The organism is Pedobacter zeaxanthinifaciens (assembly GCF_003313335.1).
GTDB classification, from domain to species: domain Bacteria; phylum Bacteroidota; class Bacteroidia; order Sphingobacteriales; family Sphingobacteriaceae; genus Pedobacter; species Pedobacter zeaxanthinifaciens.
This window is the reverse complement of sequence record NZ_QMHP01000002.1, coordinates 45,210-66,181: the sequence shown is the minus strand read 5'-3', so window position 1 is coordinate 66,181 and position 20,972 is coordinate 45,210. Positions and strand designations below refer to the sequence as shown.

Below are 20,972 nucleotides of genomic sequence, written 5' to 3'. Positions count from 1 at the left end.
TTAAAATTGAGGTTGCGATAAGTAATTACGCCATTTAGCTAAAACTGAATCAAAATCTGCCGGCAATGGCGCTTCAAATTCCATATACTGCTGTGTTGTTGGGTGTATGAATCCCAAAGTTTGTGCATGCAGTGCCTGGCGGGGCATCAAATCAAAGCAGTTATTTACAAATTGCTTGTATTTAGTAAACGTTGTTCCCTTCAATATCTTATCGCCGCCGTAAGTAGCATCGTTAAAAAGCGGATGCCCAATATGTTTCATATGTGCTCTAATTTGATGCGTACGTCCAGTTTCTAATTGGCAGCTCACCAAAGTCACATAATTTAAACGTTCCAATACTTTGTAGTTTGTCACCGACCATTTTCCCTTTTCTTCATCCTGAAACACGTCCTGAACAATGCGGTTTTTTAAACTACGTCCAATATAACCTTCAATACGACCATCATTCTCGATATCACCCCAAGCTAAAGCCAAATATTTACGGGTAATACTATGATCAAAAAATTGTTTAGCCAATTTGGTCATAGTAATTTCGTTCTTACTGATCAAAAGCAACCCCGAGGTATCTTTGTCAATCCGATGTACCAAGCCTGGTCGGCCGTCATTGCCGGGTAAAGTTGGCAACTGCTCAAAGTGAAAAGCTAAAGCGTTCACCAGTGTACCTGTATAATTATTAAATCCAGGATGCACCACCATTCCCGCAGGCTTATTAACCACTAGCAAGTCGTCATCTTCATAAACAATATCCAGTGGAATATCTTCTGGATAAACCTCGGTATCACGCGGAGGATGTGCGTAAACTATAGAAATTTGATCTAGAGGCTTTACTTTATAGCTAGATTTGATAACTTGCTGATTAACCAAAACGTTTCCAGCATCAATAGCATTTTGTATCCTATTTCGTGATGCATTTTCTATACGGTGCATCAAAAACTTGTCAATTCGCAATAATGATTGTCCTTTATCGACAACAATATTATAATGCTCAAACAAATCTTGCTCTTCTTCTTCCTGCCCTATTGCGAAATTTTCCATGTTGCAAAAGTAAATGATGAAAATGATATTCTTTACAAACAATTTGGCTTATTTGTTGTAGAGTAAAGCATGAAGCAGAAAGGAGACATGAAAATGAAGAACTTTACCCAAAATGTTAAGATAGTAATGAATTTTTTTCCGTATTTGATTAAAAAGATATATTTTCGACCCTGAAAATCAAACGAATAGATATGGAACGTAAATTTAGAGCGCTAAAAAACACCCTTTTGTTTAGCGCTTTTTTATTGCCTGCAACTTCAATGGCTCAAGATGAAATTGGAACCGCTTTTAAAGGAGCACCAGCAGATGCTTCAAAATTAACTCAAGCTTATTTGAAGCCAATTTTTACAGGGCTTGGTACTGCTATCAACTCAGGATGGTTCACATCGGCCAAAGCCAAAAACACATTACGTTTTGACTTACGATTTACTGTTACGGCTGCAATTGTACCCAACAGCGATAAATCATTTGATGTTCGCAGCTTGGGCTTAACGAGCATGGCTCCTGCACCAAACGCGAATCCTATCTCTCCAACTTTTTCTGGTGAGGATAAACAAGGGACTAGAATGCATTTAAATGGCGATCCTACGACAACAAATGATTTCAATTTACCTAACGGAACAGATTTTGGCTATATCCCTGCACCACAACTCCAACTAACTGTTGGTATCCCTCAAAATATCGATGTTTCTTTGAGATATATCCCAAAAGTAGATTTAAAAGATTATGGACAGATTGATATGTTTGGCGCCGGTGCTAAAGTTGAAGTTTTACCTTTAATTTTAGGAAAAGCTCAAAAAGTAGTCCCTATTGACGTTGCTGTAGCTTTAGGATTTACGCAGCTTAACTACAACCTACCACTAAGCGTGGGATCAAACCCTGACCCAAACCAGCGTTTAACTGCAAAAATTAAAGGTATGAGTGCTGACGCAATAGTTTCTAAAACGATAGCGGTATTTACGCCATTTGCAAGTGTTGGTTACCAAAAATCGGAAAGCAGTCTTAAAGCACTTGGAACCTACGAGTTTCAGGTCCCTGTTTCTCCAGCTACACCAACTGGTCGTCAAATTTACAATGACCCTTTTGCATTTTCGCAAACTGATGTAAGTGGCATGAGAGCTTCACTAGGATTTCAATTGCATTTGGCGTTTTTCAGAGTTTACGCTTCATATACCCAAGCCAAATATGCTTATGTTAATGGCGGTATCGGTTTCGGCATAGGAAAATAAAATTTTTAAAAATCATTTTAAAAGCTTCTCTTTGGAGGAGCTTTTTTTATGCAGTTACCTAGTCCAATTCATCAGGTTTCGTACCGCGGTTTTAACTTTTTTTTAAAAAGAGACGACTTAATTGATCCTTTTGTATCGGGCAACAAATGGCGCAAGCTCAAGTACATCATTCAAAAAGCCCTACAACAAAACAGCACACAGCTGGTAACCTTTGGAGGTGCTTATTCCAATCACTTATTAGCTACTGCTGCTGCTGCAGCAAAACATCGGCTTAAAGCCAGCGCATTTGTTAGAGGAGAAATAGTAAACAACGAAATGCTGATGCTATGCAAGCTATTTGGCATGCAACTTCATTTTGTGGATAGAAATACCTACAAGGATAAACAGCTGCTATTTGACCAACATTATGCAAATGCGAACGCTTATTTTATTGACGAGGGTGGCGCCAGCGAAGAAGCCGTACTCGGATGTTCAGAAATCATAAGCGAGCTGGAAAAACCATTTGATCACATTTTTTGCGCAGCTGGAACAGGAACCACTGCCGCGGGATTGTTGAGAGGCATCAATCAATCGCAATTACATACCCGGCTTCACGTAGTACCTGTTTTAAAACCAGGTGAATTTATACAAGATGAAATAGCAGCCTACGAAAAAAATACCAACTGCCTAAATCTACACTGCGATTATCACTTCGGAGGTTATGCCAAGACAAATCCGCAGCTCATTCAATTTATTAAAGATTTTACTGCCCAAACCGGAATACTTTTAGACCCTATTTATACTGGAAAGATGTGCTACGCTATCATCGACTTAGTAGAAAAAGGAATACTATCTGGAAGTGATAAAATTTTGGCAGTTCATACCGGTGGCCTATTTGGAATTTTTGGAAAAAAAGACGAGTTCGATAAATTTTAGTAAAAAATATTTTTCCACATTCCCGAAAAAAATTGCAGAAAAAACTGAAAAACTAGGTTTAAACAATTTAAACCTAGTTTTTGAACTGCGAGTCTAAAAACCGCCTAAATTTGATATTTTGAGGCTTTTTACTAAATTTGAACTACACCAAAACGAAAATTATGTATCAAATAAGTGTAGCTCCAGACCAAGTTACCGCAACATTAAAAAAGCATATTCTTGCAGACGGTTATGACCTGACCTACGATATTGAAAAAAGCCAGGGTGCTTATATTTACGATGCTAAATACAACAGAAAACTCTTAGATTTCTTTACTTGCTTCGCCTCTGTGCCATTGGGATACAACCATCCTAAGATGGTGAACGATGAAAATTTCAAGCATCACTTATTACTAGCAGCATTAGCTAACCCTTCTAACTCCGATGTTTATACGCAGCAATATGCTGAATTCATCAAAACCTTCTCACGAGTTGGTATTCCCAGTTATTTACCACATGCGTTTTTAATTGCTGGCGGGGCCTTGGCAGTTGAAAATGCGCTAAAAGTAGCAATGGATTGGAAAGTCCAAAAAAACTTTGCCAAAGGTTATAAAGAAGAAAAAGGTTTTAAGGTGCTGCACTTTGAAAAAGCATTTCACGGACGTAGCGGCTACACACTAAGCCTCACCAATACCTTACCAGATAAAACTAAATGGTTTGCAAAATTTGATTGGCCTCGAGTAAGTACGCCTCAACTGAAATTTCCTTTAAATGATGAAAACTTAAAAACAGTAGAGGAAACTGAAGCTACCGCAATTGCGCAGATTAAGCAGGCTTTTGCTGACAATAAGGACGATATTTGTGCTATCATTGTTGAACCAATTCAATCTGAAGGTGGCGATAATCATTTAAGAGAAGAATTTTTGATGCAACTTAAAAGTTTAGCTGATGAAAATGAGGCTTTTTTGATTTATGATGAAGTACAAACCGGGGTTGGTTTAACTGGCAAATTTTGGTGCCATCAACACTTTAGTGAAAAAGCAAGACCGGATATTGTTGTATTCGGTAAAAAGATGCAAATCTGCGGAATTTTAGTTGGAAACAAAGTAGATGAAGTAGAGGGCAATGTATTTAGGGTTCCATCAAGGATCAATTCAACCTGGGGCGGTAACCTAGTTGACATGGTTCGTTCTACGCAAATTCTAAGCATTGTTGAAGAAGACCAGCTATGCGAAAATGCGGCAAATGTTGGAGCATATTTACAGGACCAACTACATACCTTAGCTGCAAAATACGATAAAATGAGTAATGTTCGTGGCCGCGGGCTGCTGTGCTCATTTGATTTTCCAAATAAGGAAATGCGCAATAAATTTGTAGAAAAAGGAATGGAAAACAACGTAATGTTTCTTGGATGTGGTAATCAAACCATCCGTTTTAGGCCGGCATTATGTATAGAAAAGCAACATATTGATGAAGGCGTTGAAGTAATGCACAAAATACTTAAAACACTATAAATAGTTATAGAAAGGCGTTAGATGATAATTTTAACGCCTTTTTTATATCATGACCTCACAAAAACAAAATAAACCTCTAGATAATTTAACTTGCGGACATGAAAAAAATCGGGATTGGCTTGTTTGTATTAGTGTTGATTGCATGGATGTTAAAGGACACATTTAAGTCATCCGGAATTGATCAGCTTAAAGGTGGCTTCACTGAAATTGCCAAATACAGGAACGAGAATAATACTGGCCCAGTTCAAAGAATTTATGCGGTAACAGTTAAAGATACTGCACAAGCCGAACTGCTCAAGTATGGAAATGCAATGCCGCATACCAAATACGGGAACACCAAAGTATATTTCTTCCTTAATGTGCAGGATACTCCTAAAAAACTTTACCCGGGCAAAGTAAATTTCGAGCCTCAGTTCAACACTTTGTGCTTCGCTAGATACGAAAAAAGTGCGATGGGTAACGTAGGTTTAGTCAAGTGGCCTTACCGCTAAACAAATGCCGAGAATCCAGTAATTGCCCTACCAACTATCAGTGTATTGATTTCCTTAGTACCCTCGTAAGAATAAATTGCTTCAGCGTCAGCAACAAATCGTGCTACGTTATATTCCAATAAAATACCATTACCGCCCATCACTTCCCTGGCTTTACTTACTACATCTCTGGTGCGAAGCGAGCAAAAAACCTTTGCCAACGAGGCATGTTCGTCTTTAAGCAATCCCTGATCCTGCAATTGCGATAAACGAAAACACAGTGTTTGCATTGCAGTGAGATTAGACAGCATTTCTACCAAATGATTTTGTATCAACTGAAACGAGGCAATCGGCTTTCCGAACTGTTTACGAGTTCTGGTGTAATCCAATGCATTTTCATAAGCACCTCGAGCGCAGCCTACCGCCTGCCAAGCAACGCCTGCTCTAGTCATCTGCAACACCTTTGCCGTATCTTTAAATGAGTTGGCATTTTGCAGTCGATCGCTTTCTGCCACCTTGCAATTTGTCAATGTAATTAGGCCATTTTGAACAATACGAAGTGCCATTTTGTTCTCCATCTTTTCCACCGCAAATCCCGGATTATCTTTTTTAACGATAAACCCCTTCACCTCGCCGCTGTCTTCGTCCCTAGCCCAAATCACTAAAATATCAGCAAAAGTTGCATTACCTATCCACTTCTTTTGTCCATTTAGCACCCATTCATCTCCTACTTTTTTACAAGTGGTTGTTAAACCACCAGCAGCTGCCGACCCCACTTCAGGTTCGGTTAAACCAAATGCGCCAATAATTTCAAACTTTTGCATAAGCGGCAACCATTGCCGTTTTTGCTCTTCTGAACCACAGATATAGATTGAGCCCATTGCCAAGCCACTTTGAACACCAAAAAAAGTAGATAGAGAAGTATCTATCCTAGCCATTTCCATAGCCAAAATTCCTTCCATTAAATTTGATTTTCCAGGACAGCCATAACCTTTGTAGGTTAAACCACAGATATTGAGTTCGGCCAGCTTTGGAATAATCTCAAAAGGAAATTCGGCCCTGTTCCAATAATGATTTACGATTGGTTTAACTTCCTTTTCTAGAAATGCCCTGACTTTTAATTGCAGCGCTCTATCTTCTTCATTGAGCGCCTCATCTCCTAAGTGATAAAAATCTCCTTCAATGGGAGGAAGTTCTTTTTTACGATTACCACCACCCATCATCTTCATCATGCCTTGAAGCTGCTTTTCATCTAAATTAGAAATTGTCTCTACCATTTTGGGCAAGTCAACTTTTTTAGATAAAGCATCAAGTTGCTGAAAATCTACACTTTTAAATAATTGATATGCGTTTTTTAATGAGGAAAATAGATTAGCCATAGATGGGAATTTAAATAAAAAATTAAAAGTCAACTGTGGACTTTACTCTTTCACTTAAAACACCGAAGCGGCAAAATTGTTGGGAGATGACCTGTGTTCTAGATAATTTCACATCAATAGCTATCGATCTAGCTATGTTTATAGATGAATACATTATGACATAATTTTTCGTAAATTTGTTAAAGAAAAAAGCAATGGAACAGATTTTTGATCGCATCTATATAGATCCTAATATTTGCAATGGCAAACCAATCATCAGAGGCAAAAGAATTACTGTGCAAACTATTATGGAATTTTTGAGCAGCGGTGAAAGCCATAAATCAATATTAGAACAGTATCCTTCATTAGAGGCTGATGATATTGTAGCCTGTTTAAAGTTCGCTACAGAACTAACAAATCACAGTTTCGTAATCAAAAAAGCAGTAGCTTAAGATGCCTGCTAAGTATTTAATTGATGTAAATCTTCCAAGATTTTTCTCAATCTGGAATGATGAAGACTATATACATCAATTTGATTTAGGTGATGAGTGGACGGATTTGGAAATTTGGAATTATGCGAAACTAAATCATCTAACAATCATCACGAAAGACAGCGACTTTTCGACAAAAATGATTATGCAAACACCTCCGCCAAAGGTAATCCACGTCCGATTAGGGAATGTTAAAATGCGCCAGTTTCATGACATTCTCTCTAAGCTCTGGCCTCAAGTAATTGAACTTAATTCGAACTACAAGTTAGTTAATCTTTTCCATGACAGGTTAGAAGGAATAGAATAGTACTAAATATTACCTCAAATCAAACAAGCTATCTACGCCTAATAATTTTCTAGAAGTAAATCCTTCTCCATATTCCGCACCAATATTTTTGCCCATTTCCCTAGCCCTAGCAATTACCGATTGTAAAAATGCTGGCGTAGATATGTAGGTCTGAGGCTCATCTTCACTTGGACTATCAAACTGAGTTTTAAAAGCCCTTATGGCATCCAGTTTTTGTTCCATCTGTTCAGAAATATCTACAATAATATCTGGCTTAATGTAAGTATCCTGAATGTATTGCAAGGTCAATCGCGGTCTCCATGGCTGTTGAGTCTCACCATTCATCATTGTTTCTATTCTGCGTAAACCCGAAAGAAAAACAGCATCATTTGCTAGCTCAGATGCCCTTCCGTGGTCAGGATGCCTATCATATAGTGCGTTAGTTAAGATAATTTCAGGTTGATATTTCCTGATCATCTCTATCACTTTTAGCTGGTGAGTCTCATCATTTTTAAAGAAACCATCTCTTATGCCAATATTCTCTCTAGCATGAATTCCCATAATCTTACTGGCATTTCTCGACTCTTCGTCACGAGTTTCTACCGTACCTCGGGTTCCTAGTTCGCCTTTGGTAAAATCAATAATTCCTACTTTTTTACCTTGGGCTATATGTTTAATTATAGTACCTGAACAACCCAGTTCTGCATCGTCCGGGTGAACGGCTAGTACCAACAAATCTAATTTCATTAAAAATCAATTTTAAGTGAGTGAAGGATTAAACGAGAAAATATTTTTTGACAATGATTTCAGCCAATTTCTCATTGTTTCAATTAATCATTACTCATTTTCCTGTAGCAACCTTTGTATCTTTTTCTTCACTTTTGAAGACGTGGGCTTGGTAAAAGGAAAGAAATATTCTACCACCTCCCCTTTTTTATTCACCAAATATTTATGGAAATTCCAACGTGGCGTTGAGGTCAAATTTCCATTGAGCTTCTTATCTGCCAAAAATTTAAATAGCGGATGAGCCTCCCTGCCTCTAACCATCACTTTATCAAAAATGGGGAATTTAACGCCGTAATTCACTTCACAAAACTCATTAATGGCCGTACCGTTTAAAGGTTCTTGCTTCCCAAAGTCATTTGATGGAAAGCCCAGCACTTCGAAACCAAGGTCATGAAATTCATCTTGTAACTGTTGTAGTTCTTTTAACTGGGGCGTAAAACCACAACCTGAAGCAGTATTTACAATCAACAAAACTTTACCGCTATAATCAGCCAAGTTTTTTTCTGTTCCGTTAATTAGCCGGGCTTTAAACGGATACACTGTTGGATTTACATTCATATTTACATTACTGGTAGTAGCCAGAGCCTCTAATAATCGATTCAATATCTCGATCTTCCTGTACACTGTAGGTGCTTTTAAGATTATGCCCTACTACTCTGGCAACTAGCTGATAGGAAAACGCTGCAAACTTACCTTTTGTTTCCTTAACAATATCGTAAGTTGTTCTTCCTACTTCTCTATCAATTAATTTAGTTAGTATTTGTCCTTGCGTAATGGTCAACTCTTTAATTTCAGTGTTGAACATTTTTTTAATCTCGTTATCGCACTCCTTCACTAAGCGTTTTTGCTCTTTTTTATCTGCTATTAGCGCCAAATCTCTTTCCAACTTCTCGTACCTTCTTTTAGCGAATAAGGCATAGGGCATCACTTTCAGTACATTGTACCTCAATCTGTTGTAGGCAGCTTGTTCTTGCGGCGACTTCCAAATACGCTCGCCCATAATTACCACTTCCCTTAAACCAATCCAAGGGATCATATAACCCTGATCATAAGTAGCCGCCACACGAATGGTATCATTTTTGCCTAATTTCGGCCAAATAGCAGTTGCCAGGCTATCTTGTGCTTTTGCACTTACAGCGGCAATCATGACAATTGACAGAAAAAAGAAACGATAAAATTTCATAAATTTATGGCTACTCAAAGTTAAAGCTATTTCATATATTCGTTTTAACTACAAACCTAATATAGCACTTTATAGTTTAAAATTACTATAATTTTACCTAGAAAATACAAATGAAAAATACTTTGGTTATAGATCTGGAAGCTGAGAAAAAAGAGATACTTAAAAGGTACCGTGCTTTATTGCGTGCTTGTAAATCCACATTGCAAAAAGGTGATAAAAAGGAAATTAGGAAAGCTTTTGATATGGCGTTGGAAAGCCATAAAGATATGCGACGTAAATCCGGAGAGCCTTATATCTATCATCCTATTGCTGTTGCGCAAATTGCTGCCGAAGAAATTGGCTTAGGCACTACGTCCATTGTATGTGCGCTTTTACATGATGTGGTTGAAGATACCGACATCACATTGGAAGATATTGAAAGGGAGTTTGGCAAAAAAACTGCAAAAATTATTGATGGTTTAACCAAAATATCTGGCGTATTCGATACTAATAGCTCTTTACAAGCAGAAAATTTTAGAAAAATGCTACTCACCCTTGCCGACGATGTAAGGGTAATTTTGATTAAGTTAGCTGATAGGCTGCACAATATGCGCACAATGGATTTTATGCCGAGGCACAAGCAACTAAAAATTGCTTCGGAAACCATTTACCTGTATGCGCCTTTAGCACATCGTTTAGGTTTATATGCCATAAAATCGGAGCTTGAAGATCTTTCGATGAAGTATTTAGAGCCCGATACTTATAAATATATTGCCACTCAACTTAACGAGAAAAAGGCTGAACGCAACGCATTCATCAAAAGCTTTGTTGAACCAATTAACGATATTTTGGCAGAGCAGGGCCTCATTGCTAATGTTTACGGACGCCCAAAATCTATCCACTCGATATGGAATAAGATGAAGAAAAAAGGCATCCCTTTCGAAGAGGTTTATGATCTTTTTGCTATTAGAATCATTTTAGATAGCCCTCCTGAAAGTGAAAAAGCTGATTGTTGGAAAGCTTATTCCATAGTAACTGATTTGTACCGACCAAATCCCGATCGTTTACGCGACTGGGTATCATCTCCGAAAGGAAACGGATACGAATCATTACATACTACCGTAATGGGCCCAAAGGGACAATGGGTGGAAGTCCAAATTCGTACCCAGCGAATGAACGAGATTGCAGAAAAAGGTTTTGCAGCGCACTGGAAATACAAAGAAAGCAGCAACGATAACGGGCTGGATCAATGGATCCAAAAAGTTCGTGAAATGTTAAGCAATCCCGAATCTAATGCTTTGGATTTCTTGGACGACTTCAAAATGAACCTTTTCTCTGATGAGATTTTCATTTTTACTCCTAAAGGTGCATTGTTACAGCTTCCTTTGGGTGCTACAGCCTTGGATTTTGCTTTTGAAATACACACCGATATTGGGGCCAAATGTATTGGAGCCAAGGTGAACCATAAATTGGTACCCCTCTCTTATAAATTGCAAAATGGTGATCAGGTTGAAATCATAACCTCAAGCAAGCAAACTCCTAAAGAAGATTGGCTGAATATTGTAGTTACCGCCAAAGCTAAATCAAAAATTAAATCATCGTTAAAAGAAGAGAAACGTAAGATTGCCGAAGAAGGTAAAGAGCTTTTGGAGCGCAAACTTAAGTCTTTGAAAATTACTTACAATACTGATAACCTTAACAAATTAAGCTATTTTTTCAAACTACAATCTACCCAAGATTTATTTGTGGCAGTTGCTACAGGAAAAATTGAGTTAAAGGATTTGAGGGAATATGTTGCAAGCGAAAAGGAAATCGAAAATCGTGGTAGTGAAAAAGTAAACGACAACGAAAGGATAGATGCGCTGCTGAGGAAAGTGAAAGGGCCAGAATCTGACGTATTGTTGATTGGTGAAGATTTGCAGAAGATAGATTATACATTAGCTGCTTGTTGTAACCCTATCCCTGGTGATGATGTGTTTGGTTTTGTAACAGTAAACGAAGGCATTAAAATACACCGAACAAATTGTCCTAACGCTGCACAATTAATGGCCAACTACGGCTACCGTGTGGTAAAGGCCAAATGGAATAGACAACAAGAACTGAGCTTCTTAACTGGATTAAGAATAGTTGGCATTGATGATGTAGGCTTAATCAACAATTTAACAAAGGTTATTTCTAACGATTTTCACGTAAACATTAGGTCGATCACAGTTGATACTAACGATGGAATTTTTGATGGAACCATCAAAGTTTTTGTGAATGACAAAGATCATTTGGATAACCTCATTAAAAACTTGTTAGCCGTTAAAGGTGTAACAGGTGTAACGAGGTTTGATGATTAATTAATTTAATTGTAAATGGTTAATTTTTTATGAGATTTGTCATTCCGAGTTTCGAGGAATCTATTTACTTAAAGATTCTTCGCTACGCTCAGAATGACAAGAATCCCTATTAACTTGTATCGTCATAACTTGCGGGGTTAAAACATATTCAACAATCTATTTATCAACATAAATCTTTGATTAGGGATCATGGTTAATTTTTTACGCGATTTGTCATTCCGAGTTTCGAGGAATCTATTTTGCTTAAAGATTCTTCGCTACGCCCTGACAAGAATCAGTATTAGCTTGTATCTTCATAACTTGCGGGGTTAAAACATATTCAACAATCTGTTTTATCAACATAAATCTTTGAATAGGGATCATGGTTAATTTTTTATGAGATTTGTCACGAGTTTCGACGAACCTATTTTACTTAAAGATTCTTCGCCACGCCCTGAATGACAAGAATCCCTATTAACTTGTATCGTCATAACTTGCGGGGTTAAAACATATTCAACAATCTATTTATCAACATAAATCTTTGATTAGGGATCATGGTTAATTTTTTACGCGATTTGTCATTCCGAGTTTCGAGGAATCTATTTACTTAAAGATTCTTCGCTACGCTCAGAATGACAAGAATCCCTATTAACTTGTATCGTCATAACTTGCGGGGTTAAAACATATTCAACAATCTATTTATCAACATAAATCTTTGATTAGGGATCATGGTTAATTTTTTACGCGATTTGTCATTCCGAGTTTCGAGGAATCTATTTTGCTTAAAGATTCTTCGCTACGCCCTGAATGACAAGAATCCCTATTAACTTCCAGCATCATAGCTTGCAAGATTAAACATATTCAACAATCTATCATTTTATCAACATAAATCTTTGTATCGCTTTAATCTCTGTAATCAATTGACTACCTTTGAATGGAGTTTAAAACTATGTCTGAACAGAACACAAGCGAGTTAGTTAGAAAGATATTCGAAGCTTACCTCGAAAATAAAAACTTAAGAAAAACCCCTGAGCGTTTTGCTATCCTAGAAGAAATCTACTCAAGAGATGATCACTTTGATGTAGAAACCCTTTACATACACATGAAAAATCAAAAATACCGTGTGAGTAGGGCTACGGTTTACAACACTTTGGAGTTATTAGTTTCTTGCGATCTAGTTACTAAACATCAGTTTGGTAAAAACATGGCGCAATTCGAAAAGTCATACGGTTACCACCAGCATGATCACGTAATTTGCATTGATTGTGGTAAAGTAGTTGAATTCTGCGATCCTAGAGTTGGTCAAATCCAAAGTATGGTTGGCGATTTGCTTAAGTTCGATATCAAACACCACTCCTTAAATCTCTACGGCATTTGCTTCGATTGTAGTGCCGCAGCAGCTATCAAAAACAAAGCACATAATTAATTTCACATATCCATTCTTATTCTCTTTTTAATTTAAAATAATGACGCAAGTAGATGTACTACTAGGCCTACAATGGGGCGATGAAGGTAAAGGCAAAATTGTTGATGTTCTTAGCCCACAATATGATTTGATTGCACGCTTTCAAGGCGGCCCTAACGCAGGGCACACTTTGGAATTCGACGGTAAAAAATTTGTTTTAAACACTATTCCATCGGGTATTTTTAATGAAAAAACCATGAACCTAATTGGTAATGGTGTGGTAATTGACCCGATTATTTTAAAAAGAGAGCTAGATAATTTGAAAGCCGCTGGACATGATCCGGTTGGTGCTGGAAAATTAGTTTTGGCACGCAAAGCTCATTTAATTTTACCTACACATCAACTGTTGGATGCCGCTAACGAGCAAAAAATGGGTGCTGGCAAAATTGGTTCTACCCTAAAAGGCATTGGTCCAACTTACATGGATAAAACTGGCCGTAACGGAATACGTGTTGGTGATACCACCTTGCCTGACTTTAAAGAAAGATACCAAAAGCTAGTACAAAAGCACAAAGAAATTCTTTCTCACTACGAGTTTGAATATGACCTGACAGAAAAAGAGGCTGCATTTTTTGAAGCTATTGAGTTCATTAAATCCATTCCTCACGTAGATAGCGAACATTTTGTAAACGGCTATTTAAAAGAAGGCAAAAAAGTTTTGGCTGAAGGTGCCCAAGGCGCTTTATTAGATGTAGACTTTGGTTCTTATCCGTTTGTAACTTCCTCAAATACCACTACCGCCGGTGCTTGTACAGGTTTAGGAATTGCTCCTAATAAAGTTGGTGAAGTGTATGGTATTTTCAAAGCTTACTGTACTAGAGTTGGAGGAGGCCCATTCCCTACTGAACTTTTTGATGAAACTGGTGAAACTTTACGTGCAGTTGGTCACGAGTTTGGCGCAACAACAGGCAGGGCTCGTCGTTGTGGATGGATTGATTTGCCTGCATTGAAATATGCAATTATGCTGAATGGCGTAACGGAACTGATCATGATGAAAGCCGACGTACTAGATGGATTTGACACCATTTACGCTTGTACACATTATGAGCATGACGGACAAACCATTGACTATATGCCTTATGATATTATTACTGTGGAGCCTAAGCCTGTGCTAAAAGCAATTGATGGCTGGAAGACAGATTTAACGAAGATTACTTCAGTAGATCAAATACCTACACAATTGAATGATTATATCGCATTTTTAGAAAAGGAACTAGAAGTGCCGATTAAGTTTCTATCTGTTGGACCAGACAGAACACAGACATTAACATTAAAGTAGAATAATTTTTTATCGAATGACCGTAATCTGCAATAAGCATTCATTTTTGAGCATTTTGTCATTCCGACGTTAGGAGGAATCTATTCTCTAGCAAATACATATAATAGATTCTTCGCTGTGCTCAGAATGACAAAGAGCGCATTGTTATTAAAAGCGGACATTAGATATTTTTTATCTAAAAATCCCGTTGCGTTTTTTCTCAACGGGATTTTTTTTGTTTATACCACAAATTATTACCACATTCAAAGAAAACCGTACCGCATTCAATTACTAGCTTGCTGAGCAACTACATATCTACCAACTTGCATGAAAATTTTAAACATCATGAAAGTAAAAAAAATGAAAAAAGCAATTATTTATTGCCTGCTAATGCTGTTGCCAGCATTCTCTTTTGGGCAACTATCACCTGTTCAAAAAATGGTTAATGGAAAACCTTGTGATACTTGCGAAGTAAAGTATTACATATTTAAATCCAATAATTTTCCATGGGCTATTGTTGGCGGAGGTTTTGCTTCCGAACTAATGTCAGAAGCTAATAAAACGTCTAGACTCGACAAATCTTATAATCATAAAATAATTCCAACATTAGACAGTGTATTTAACGTAGCATTCTTTTCAAAAAATCAAATCGTTAGCATAAAAAACCCTGATTATAAGAATATAGAAATCAGAATAGACATTAACAACAAGCCTTTTTTGGATTGGAAAATAGTAAACGACCTTAAACCAGATAATCGATATAAAATAAACAATACGGAAGTAAGTAGTGACAACGAAACTTGGGGAAACATACATCAAACTCCAGACATAAAACTCGGCTATAACGATATGGCAGTAATCACGTTACGATACGTCAAAACAAAAAAAATCTACCAAAAAATCCCCATCAAAAGAATATTGAGTAAACCTACTATTCTATTTTACTACCAAACTGCGCTATCTGCAAAAAGTATAAAAGATAATCTACAAGGTTTTTTAAATAATGAAGTAGACACACCGGCACTTAAATCCGTTAAAAATAATCTTGTCTTACAAAAAAATAAGCTAGGCGTATTAGGGATTGAATATTTGCAACAATGGGACAAAATTGAATATTCATTTGATCAAAAAAGCTGGAAAGGTTTTAAAAGTAGTTTTCGTTCACCTTTTCCCTATGGCTCTATAATAATCGACGAAAACGATGTACCACCAGGCACTACGAAAACTTTATATATACGTTATGCCGATGAACCAGAAACTACTCATAAAATTGAGATAAAGGGCATAGCACCTATCGCCCAAACATCTTGGTTTAAAATTGGGGCAAGCATTATGCTTGCCCTTTTCTGTTTTGCCATCATTTACTTCATCATTAAAAGAAATCATAAAAAACAATTGCTAACGCTAAAAAATAAAAATGCCGATATAGAAACACGTTTAAGTTTACTGAGCGGACAATTAAACCCACATTTCTTATTTAATTCGCTACACGCTATACAAGGTACTATTAACAGTCAAAACCCTAAATTGGCTAATACGTATATTAGCAACGTGGCTAGCTTTATGCGTAATGTAATGGATCAATCAAAAAAAGATTTTATTTCTTTACAAGAAGAATTAAAATTGGAAGAGGATTATTTACAACTAGAACAACAGAGAAAAACATTCTCATACACGATATTAGTTGATGAAAACTTGCAAGCTACCATGATTGACTTCCCTCCTATGTTACTACAGCCTGTTTTAGAAAATAGCATTCGCCATGCTTTTAACGAAACTTTGCCAAATCCAAACATAAAAATAACCGTTAATAAAGAAGACAAAGATTTAGTAGTAAAAGTAACAGACAATGGCTTAGCTTGGAATGCAATAGCTATTAAAGAAAATCATGGTTTATCGCTCATCAGAAAAAGACTAGCTTTATATGCAGAAAAACTACCAAAAGATTTACCAATTACCATGGATATAGCATACCAACAAGAAATTGGAACGGTAACTTCGTTTATCTTTAAAAACTGGATATCATGATGCAACTTTCTTGTTTTATTGTAGACGATGAACCCATAGCTATAGAAACGCTTTCATTGCTAATTGGTCGTTTTTGCCCATCGTTAAAAATAATTGGTAATGCAGTTACAGTAAAGCAAGCGTTAACAACTTTACAGCAACAAACAGTAGATATCTTATTCTTAGATATTAGAATGCAACAAGAAACTGGGTTCGATTTATTAGCACAAACTGGCACTCCTTCTTTCCATATCATTTTTGTAACAGCACATGATGATTACGGCATTCAAGCTATAAAGTTTTCGGCAACAGATTATTTGTTAAAACCTGTAAATGCAGAAGAACTTATTGCTGCTGTACATAAAATAAGCCAAAAGAAACAATCTGATAAAGAACAAGTTGAGCTTTTATTACAATCATATGTGTTGCAAAAACAACATCAACAAAAACGAATAGCCTTACCAGACCAAACAGAAATTAAGTTTGTGCCTATAGATGATATTATCTGTTGCAAAGCCGATAATACTTACACTACGTTTTACCTCGTTAATGATAAAACCATTCTTGTATCAAAACCAATTTCTGAATATGAGAGTTTATTAGAACCTTATGGTTTTGTACGCGTTCATCAATCGTGGTTAACAAATAGCGCTCAAGTGATATCTTACAAAAAAGAAGATGGTGGTTACTTATTGATGAGCAATAAAATAAAAATTCCTGTAAGTAGGCAACGTAAACACTTGCTAAAAAGAATTCAGTAACACTATTTTGCGTTAAATTTAATAACAAAGCCCTAACTTTGTTGATGAAACAAACTGAATAAAATATCCCTTAAATAACATTCTTACTCGATTTTAAACTTAGCGAGAGAATTTCTAAATCAAACATGCATATAGCTGCCGAGCAAATAAAACATTTTAAACAAAAAGCCTTGCAATACGCATCAACATTTGATGTTTGTTACTATCTAGACTCCAACAACTACAAAGATAAATATGGTAAACACGACTGTTTAATTGCTTTTGGTAAAGAAGAAGAACTAACCGCACCCATCGGAAATGCATTTTCATCCTTAAAAAAATTTGTAACCCAACATAAAGATTGGATGTTTGGCTTGTTAACTTATGATTTAAAGAATGAAATAGAAGATTTAGCAAAGCCTAAAAAAGACTTATTAAATTTTCCTGATTTGTATTTTTTCATCCCTGAAAATTTAATTTCTATAAAAGGTAATCAAATTGAGTTGCTCAAAGGCAAAAAAACTATCATCGATAAAATATCAAACTTTGTGCCCTCTAGAGCGTATTTTAGTGAAAAAACAAACATTAAAAGCAAATTAACTAAAACTGAATACCTAGAAAGCATTGATAGAATTAAACAACATATTAAACGTGGCGATGTTTATGAAATAAATTTTTGTCAAGAGTTTTATGCAGAAAATGCCATCGTCAATCCTTTAAAGACCTATAATGATTTAACAAAAGTATCTCCTACTCCATTTTCTGGCTTCTTAAAAATTGAGGATAAATATATTTTATCGGCTACGCCAGAACGTTTTTTATCTAAACGTGGCAATACACTTACCTCGCAACCAATAAAAGGAACTGCAAAAAGAAGCACTAACCAAGTAGAAGATTTACGCATAAAAACTGATTTAAAAAACAGTAAGAAAGAACAAGCGGAAAACGTAATGATTGTTGATTTGGTAAGAAACGATTTGACCAAAAGCGCCGTAAAAGGTTCTGTAAAAGTTGACGAACTTTTTGGCATCTACACGTTCCCGCAAGTACATCAAATGATATCAAGTATTAATTGTGAGCTATCTCCAGATGTTCATTTTGTAGATGCCATTAAAAATACTTTTCCAATGGGCTCGATGACTGGCGCTCCAAAATTACGGGCAATGCAACTCATCGATCAATATGAAAGGAGCAAAAGAGGCGCTTATTCTGGATCATTTGGCTACATTACACCCGATGGGGATTTTGATTTCAACGTAGTTATAAGGAGCATTTTGTACAATCAAGAAAACAAATACTTATCTTTTCAAGTTGGTGGTGCAATTACTTATCAATCTGATGCAGAAAAAGAGTATGAAGAGTGTTTATTAAAAGCATCAGCAATAATGAACGTACTTACTAGGATTTAAGGTTTAGGATTTAGGGATTAGGGATAGATGCCAACAAAAAGAAAAGGCTTAAGACCTGAATTATAAATTTACAGACCTTAAACCTTATACCTACCACCTTTTAGCTAAATACTATTTCCCTTTATAGTATTTCATCGCCTCTGGCAAATCTCTTTGAATTTGTGCAATCCTTGATTCATCAGTAGGGTGTGTACTTAAGAACACAGGAGGTTTTGCGCTACCTGCACTTGCCTGAGCCATTCGTTGCCAAAAACCAACTGCTGTACTAGGATTGTAACCAGCCATTGCCATAAACGAAAGTCCCATTTTATCAGCCTCTAATTCCTGTTTTCTACCGTAACTCAATATAGTTAACTGCCCTCCAACACCGTAAGCGGCATTAATGTACTGCGCATATTTAGAATCGGCAGTTGCAACACCTACAGCAGCACCTAAACCTTGAGCAACAGTCATTTGCGAAGCCCTTTCAGCAGAGTGCTGAGCAATAGCATGAGCTACTTCATGCCCCATCACAGTAGCTAAACCAGCTTCATCTTTAGTAACAGGCAAAATGCCAGTGTAAACCGCAATTTTACCTCCAGGCATACACCAAGCATTAATTTCTTTACTATCGATGAGGTTATATTCCCATTTGTAATTTTTAATCTGGTCGCCATAACCATTTTGATTCATATATTGCGTTACCGCAGCAGCTATTCGTTGACCAACGCGTTTTACCATAGCAGCATTAGCATTGCTAGAAGACACCACTTTGGTTTGAGGATCGCTGAGTAATTGAGCATAACCTATAGCTGCTTGTTGCTGTAACTGACTATCGTCAACCAAACTTAATCGGCTACGGCCAGTTAATGGAACTGTTGAACACGATGAGATAGCAAGCATAGCAGTTGCCACTCCAAATAGCATTGTTTTTTTCATGATTGTAAATTTTTCACACAACACATAAACTCTCCAAACCAACATTTTGTTTGATAGATTTTGTGTTAAGCTTGTTTTTTCTTAAAAAGATAAACTTTAGATTCTTTCCCTTTAAGCAAACGCTCTATATTTTTTTGATGAGTGACGAGTATGAGTACACACACACAAATACTGTAGAGCACTTCTGCTTTAACTGAAGATTGAAAAACAAATACTGTGCCTAACGGGAATGTGAAGCCCGCACATATAGAACTTAACGAAACGTATTTAGAAACCAGCAAAACCACAATAAATACACTCACACAAAGCAATGCAGCCAAAGGGTTCACCGCTAACACCATCCCAAATAAGGTTGCTACACCTTTACCCCCTCTAAAGCCTGCAAAAATAGGAAACAGGTGCCCCATAACCGCTATTACACCTAAAGCAAGCTCGTAGTTAACAAATTGTGCTGAATATTTTGGCCCTGTTACAGATAATCCGATAAGGTAGGCCAACTTGGTTGCGGTATATCCTTTGGCAATATCTATTACCATAACGATGATACCTGGCTTTTTACCCAATACCCTAAATGTGTTAGTGGCGCCAGCATTTCCGCTTCCGTATTCCCTAACATCAATGCCGTAAAAGGCTTGTCCAAGCCAAACAGCTGTGGGAATTGATCCAAGAAGGTAGGCCGCAATTAGCGCACAAATGGAATAGATTGAAATCATCGGCTACAATGATAATAAAAAAATAGTTTGCAAGTAATAGATTTGGTCAACATCACTAAAATGCTTTCAAACTCAAATCCAAACTTTTTACCGAATGCGTTAAAGCGCCCATGGAAATAAAATCTACGCCGCAAGCTGCATAAGCTGCAACATTTTCTTCAGTAATACCTCCTGATGCCTCAGTAACAAACTTGCCATCAATTAACGCTACTGCTTCCTTAAGCAACGGAATTGGGAAATTATCCAGCATGATCCTATCTACTTTTCCTATCTCTAGAACCTGCTTTAGCTCCTCCATATTCCTCACCTCAATTTCAATTTGTAATTTCCTACCGGTAGTAGTCAGGTAATCATTAGCTTGATTAATTGCGTTTGCAATTCCTCCGGCGTAGTCCACATGATTGTCTTTAATCAGAATCATATCATATAGCCCAATTCGATGATTTACGCCTCCGCCTATTCTTACAGCCCATTTTTCTAAATATCGTAAGCCAGGAGTTGTTTTGCGAGTATCTAGTACTTTGGTTTTATAACCCTCCAAATGTTTTACGATACGATGTGTTTGCGTAGCAATTCCGCTCATGCGCTGCATGCAATTGAGTACCAACCGCTCAGCTAACAATATGCTATGTGTATTTCCTTCAACAGTGAAAGCAATATCCCCAACCTTAACCTGCTGTCCGTCTCGCAACGAAACATTCACTTGTAGCGAAGCATCTATTTGTTCGAAAATTTCCAAAGCAAGCTCCACACCAGCTAAAATTCCGTCTTCTTTAACAATAAGTTTTGCTTTCCCTTTAGTGCCTACAGGTATGGTTGATAAGGAAGTATGGTCTCCATCCCCAACATCTTCTGTTATGGCATTTTTAATAAAGGCGTCAATAATTTTCTTGTCCAATGCTAAAATATTTGCCAC

General features: G+C 36.9%; 20 protein-coding genes. 12 read left to right on the top strand and 8 right to left on the bottom strand.

What is annotated here, in order from left to right:
• On the bottom strand, window positions 1-1,035 hold the full coding sequence (locus DUT68_RS02845; protein WP_113635591.1) for an RluA family pseudouridine synthase: 1,035 nt from the start codon (window positions 1,033-1,035) through the stop codon (window positions 1-3).
• 191 nt (window positions 1,036-1,226) lie between these two features.
• Here DUT68_RS02845 and DUT68_RS02840 point away from each other — a divergent pair, with 191 nt between their 5' ends.
• The 4 genes from DUT68_RS02840 (at window position 1,227) to DUT68_RS02825 (ending at window position 5,163) form a co-directional block, all read left to right on the top strand.
• On the top strand, window positions 1,227-2,264 hold the full coding sequence (locus tag DUT68_RS02840) for a DUF6588 family protein (RefSeq protein WP_113635589.1): 1,038 nt from the start codon (window positions 1,227-1,229) through the stop codon (window positions 2,262-2,264).
• Window positions 2,265-2,312: 48 nt separating this feature from the next.
• Window positions 2,313-3,179, top strand: coding sequence for a 1-aminocyclopropane-1-carboxylate deaminase/D-cysteine desulfhydrase (locus DUT68_RS02835; protein WP_113635587.1), 867 nt, complete (start codon window positions 2,313-2,315; stop codon window positions 3,177-3,179).
• A gap of 161 nt (window positions 3,180-3,340) precedes the next feature.
• A complete protein-coding gene (lat, locus tag DUT68_RS02830; protein ID WP_113635585.1) occupies window positions 3,341-4,672 on the top strand; it encodes an L-lysine 6-transaminase in 1,332 nt (443 codons plus the stop codon).
• Between the two features lie 98 nt (window positions 4,673-4,770).
• Window positions 4,771-5,163, top strand: coding sequence for a hypothetical protein (locus DUT68_RS02825; protein WP_113635583.1), 393 nt, complete (start codon window positions 4,771-4,773; stop codon window positions 5,161-5,163).
• On the opposite strand, the gene DUT68_RS02820 is transcribed toward DUT68_RS02825, so the two are convergent.
• Window positions 5,160-6,521 (bottom strand): acyl-CoA dehydrogenase family protein, encoded by a 1,362-nt coding sequence (locus tag DUT68_RS02820; protein ID WP_113635581.1) that lies wholly within the window; start codon window positions 6,519-6,521, stop codon window positions 5,160-5,162. The genes DUT68_RS02825 and DUT68_RS02820 overlap by 4 nt on opposite strands.
• A 194-nt stretch (window positions 6,522-6,715) precedes the next feature.
• Here DUT68_RS02820 and DUT68_RS02815 point away from each other — a divergent pair, with 194 nt between their 5' ends.
• Window positions 6,716-6,952, top strand: a complete 237-nt coding sequence (locus DUT68_RS02815; protein ID WP_113635579.1) for a DUF433 domain-containing protein — start codon at window positions 6,716-6,718, stop codon at window positions 6,950-6,952.
• Between the two features lies 1 nt (window position 6,953).
• Window positions 6,954-7,298 (top strand): DUF5615 family PIN-like protein, encoded by a 345-nt coding sequence (locus DUT68_RS02810; protein WP_113635577.1) that lies wholly within the window; start codon window positions 6,954-6,956, stop codon window positions 7,296-7,298.
• A gap of 9 nt (window positions 7,299-7,307) precedes the next feature.
• Here the strand turns inward: DUT68_RS02810 and bshB1 are convergent, their stop codons facing one another.
• From bshB1 to DUT68_RS02795, 3 genes are all read right to left on the bottom strand, one after another.
• Window positions 7,308-8,024 (bottom strand): bacillithiol biosynthesis deacetylase BshB1, encoded by a 717-nt coding sequence (gene bshB1, locus DUT68_RS02805; RefSeq protein ID WP_113635575.1) that lies wholly within the window; start codon window positions 8,022-8,024, stop codon window positions 7,308-7,310.
• A 90-nt stretch (window positions 8,025-8,114) separates the two neighbouring features.
• Window positions 8,115-8,621, bottom strand: coding sequence for a glutathione peroxidase (locus DUT68_RS02800; protein ID WP_113635573.1), 507 nt, complete (start codon window positions 8,619-8,621; stop codon window positions 8,115-8,117).
• 7 nt (window positions 8,622-8,628) lie between these two features.
• Window positions 8,629-9,246, bottom strand: a complete 618-nt coding sequence (locus DUT68_RS02795) for a DUF4294 domain-containing protein (protein ID WP_113635571.1) — start codon at window positions 9,244-9,246, stop codon at window positions 8,629-8,631.
• Window positions 9,247-9,356: 110 nt separating this feature from the next.
• Between DUT68_RS02795 and DUT68_RS02790 the strand changes: the two genes are divergently transcribed.
• The 6 genes from DUT68_RS02790 to DUT68_RS02765 all read left to right on the top strand — a co-directional run bounded on the left by DUT68_RS02790 (window position 9,357) and on the right by DUT68_RS02765 (window position 18,425).
• Window positions 9,357-11,567 (top strand): RelA/SpoT family protein, encoded by a 2,211-nt coding sequence (locus tag DUT68_RS02790; protein ID WP_113635569.1) that lies wholly within the window; start codon window positions 9,357-9,359, stop codon window positions 11,565-11,567.
• 928 nt (window positions 11,568-12,495) lie between these two features.
• The gene (locus DUT68_RS02785; RefSeq protein ID WP_113635567.1) at window positions 12,496-12,972 is read left to right on the top strand and encodes a Fur family transcriptional regulator; all 477 of its coding nucleotides are present in this window, start codon (window positions 12,496-12,498) and stop codon (window positions 12,970-12,972) included.
• A gap of 40 nt (window positions 12,973-13,012) precedes the next feature.
• Entirely contained in the window at window positions 13,013-14,290 is a 1,278-nt protein-coding gene (locus tag DUT68_RS02780) for an adenylosuccinate synthase (protein ID WP_113635565.1), read from the top strand.
• 324 nt (window positions 14,291-14,614) lie between these two features.
• The gene (locus DUT68_RS02775) at window positions 14,615-16,297 is read left to right on the top strand and encodes a sensor histidine kinase (protein ID WP_157960758.1); all 1,683 of its coding nucleotides are present in this window, start codon (window positions 14,615-14,617) and stop codon (window positions 16,295-16,297) included.
• Window positions 16,294-17,037: a LytR/AlgR family response regulator transcription factor gene (locus tag DUT68_RS02770; protein WP_198659521.1), complete on the top strand. Its 744-nt coding sequence runs from the start codon at window positions 16,294-16,296 to the stop codon at window positions 17,035-17,037. Before DUT68_RS02775 ends, DUT68_RS02770 begins: the two co-directional genes overlap by 4 nt.
• A gap of 125 nt (window positions 17,038-17,162) precedes the next feature.
• Window positions 17,163-18,425, top strand: a complete 1,263-nt coding sequence (locus DUT68_RS02765; protein WP_113635559.1) for an anthranilate synthase component I family protein — start codon at window positions 17,163-17,165, stop codon at window positions 18,423-18,425.
• Window positions 18,426-18,536: 111 nt separating this feature from the next.
• On the opposite strand, the gene DUT68_RS02760 is transcribed toward DUT68_RS02765, so the two are convergent.
• The 3 genes from DUT68_RS02760 to nadC form a co-directional block, all read right to left on the bottom strand.
• Window positions 18,537-19,343 carry a M48 family metallopeptidase gene (locus DUT68_RS02760; protein WP_113635557.1) on the bottom strand — a complete coding sequence of 269 codons (807 nt, stop codon included), beginning with the start codon at window positions 19,341-19,343 and terminating at the stop codon, window positions 18,537-18,539.
• Between the two features lie 65 nt (window positions 19,344-19,408).
• Window positions 19,409-20,056 (bottom strand): glycerol-3-phosphate 1-O-acyltransferase PlsY, encoded by a 648-nt coding sequence (gene plsY, locus DUT68_RS02755; protein ID WP_113635555.1) that lies wholly within the window; start codon window positions 20,054-20,056, stop codon window positions 19,409-19,411.
• Window positions 20,057-20,111: 55 nt separating this feature from the next.
• On the bottom strand, window positions 20,112-20,954 hold the full coding sequence (gene nadC / locus DUT68_RS02750) for a carboxylating nicotinate-nucleotide diphosphorylase (RefSeq protein ID WP_113636272.1): 843 nt from the start codon (window positions 20,952-20,954) through the stop codon (window positions 20,112-20,114).
• Between the last annotated feature and the right edge of the window lie 18 nt (window positions 20,955-20,972).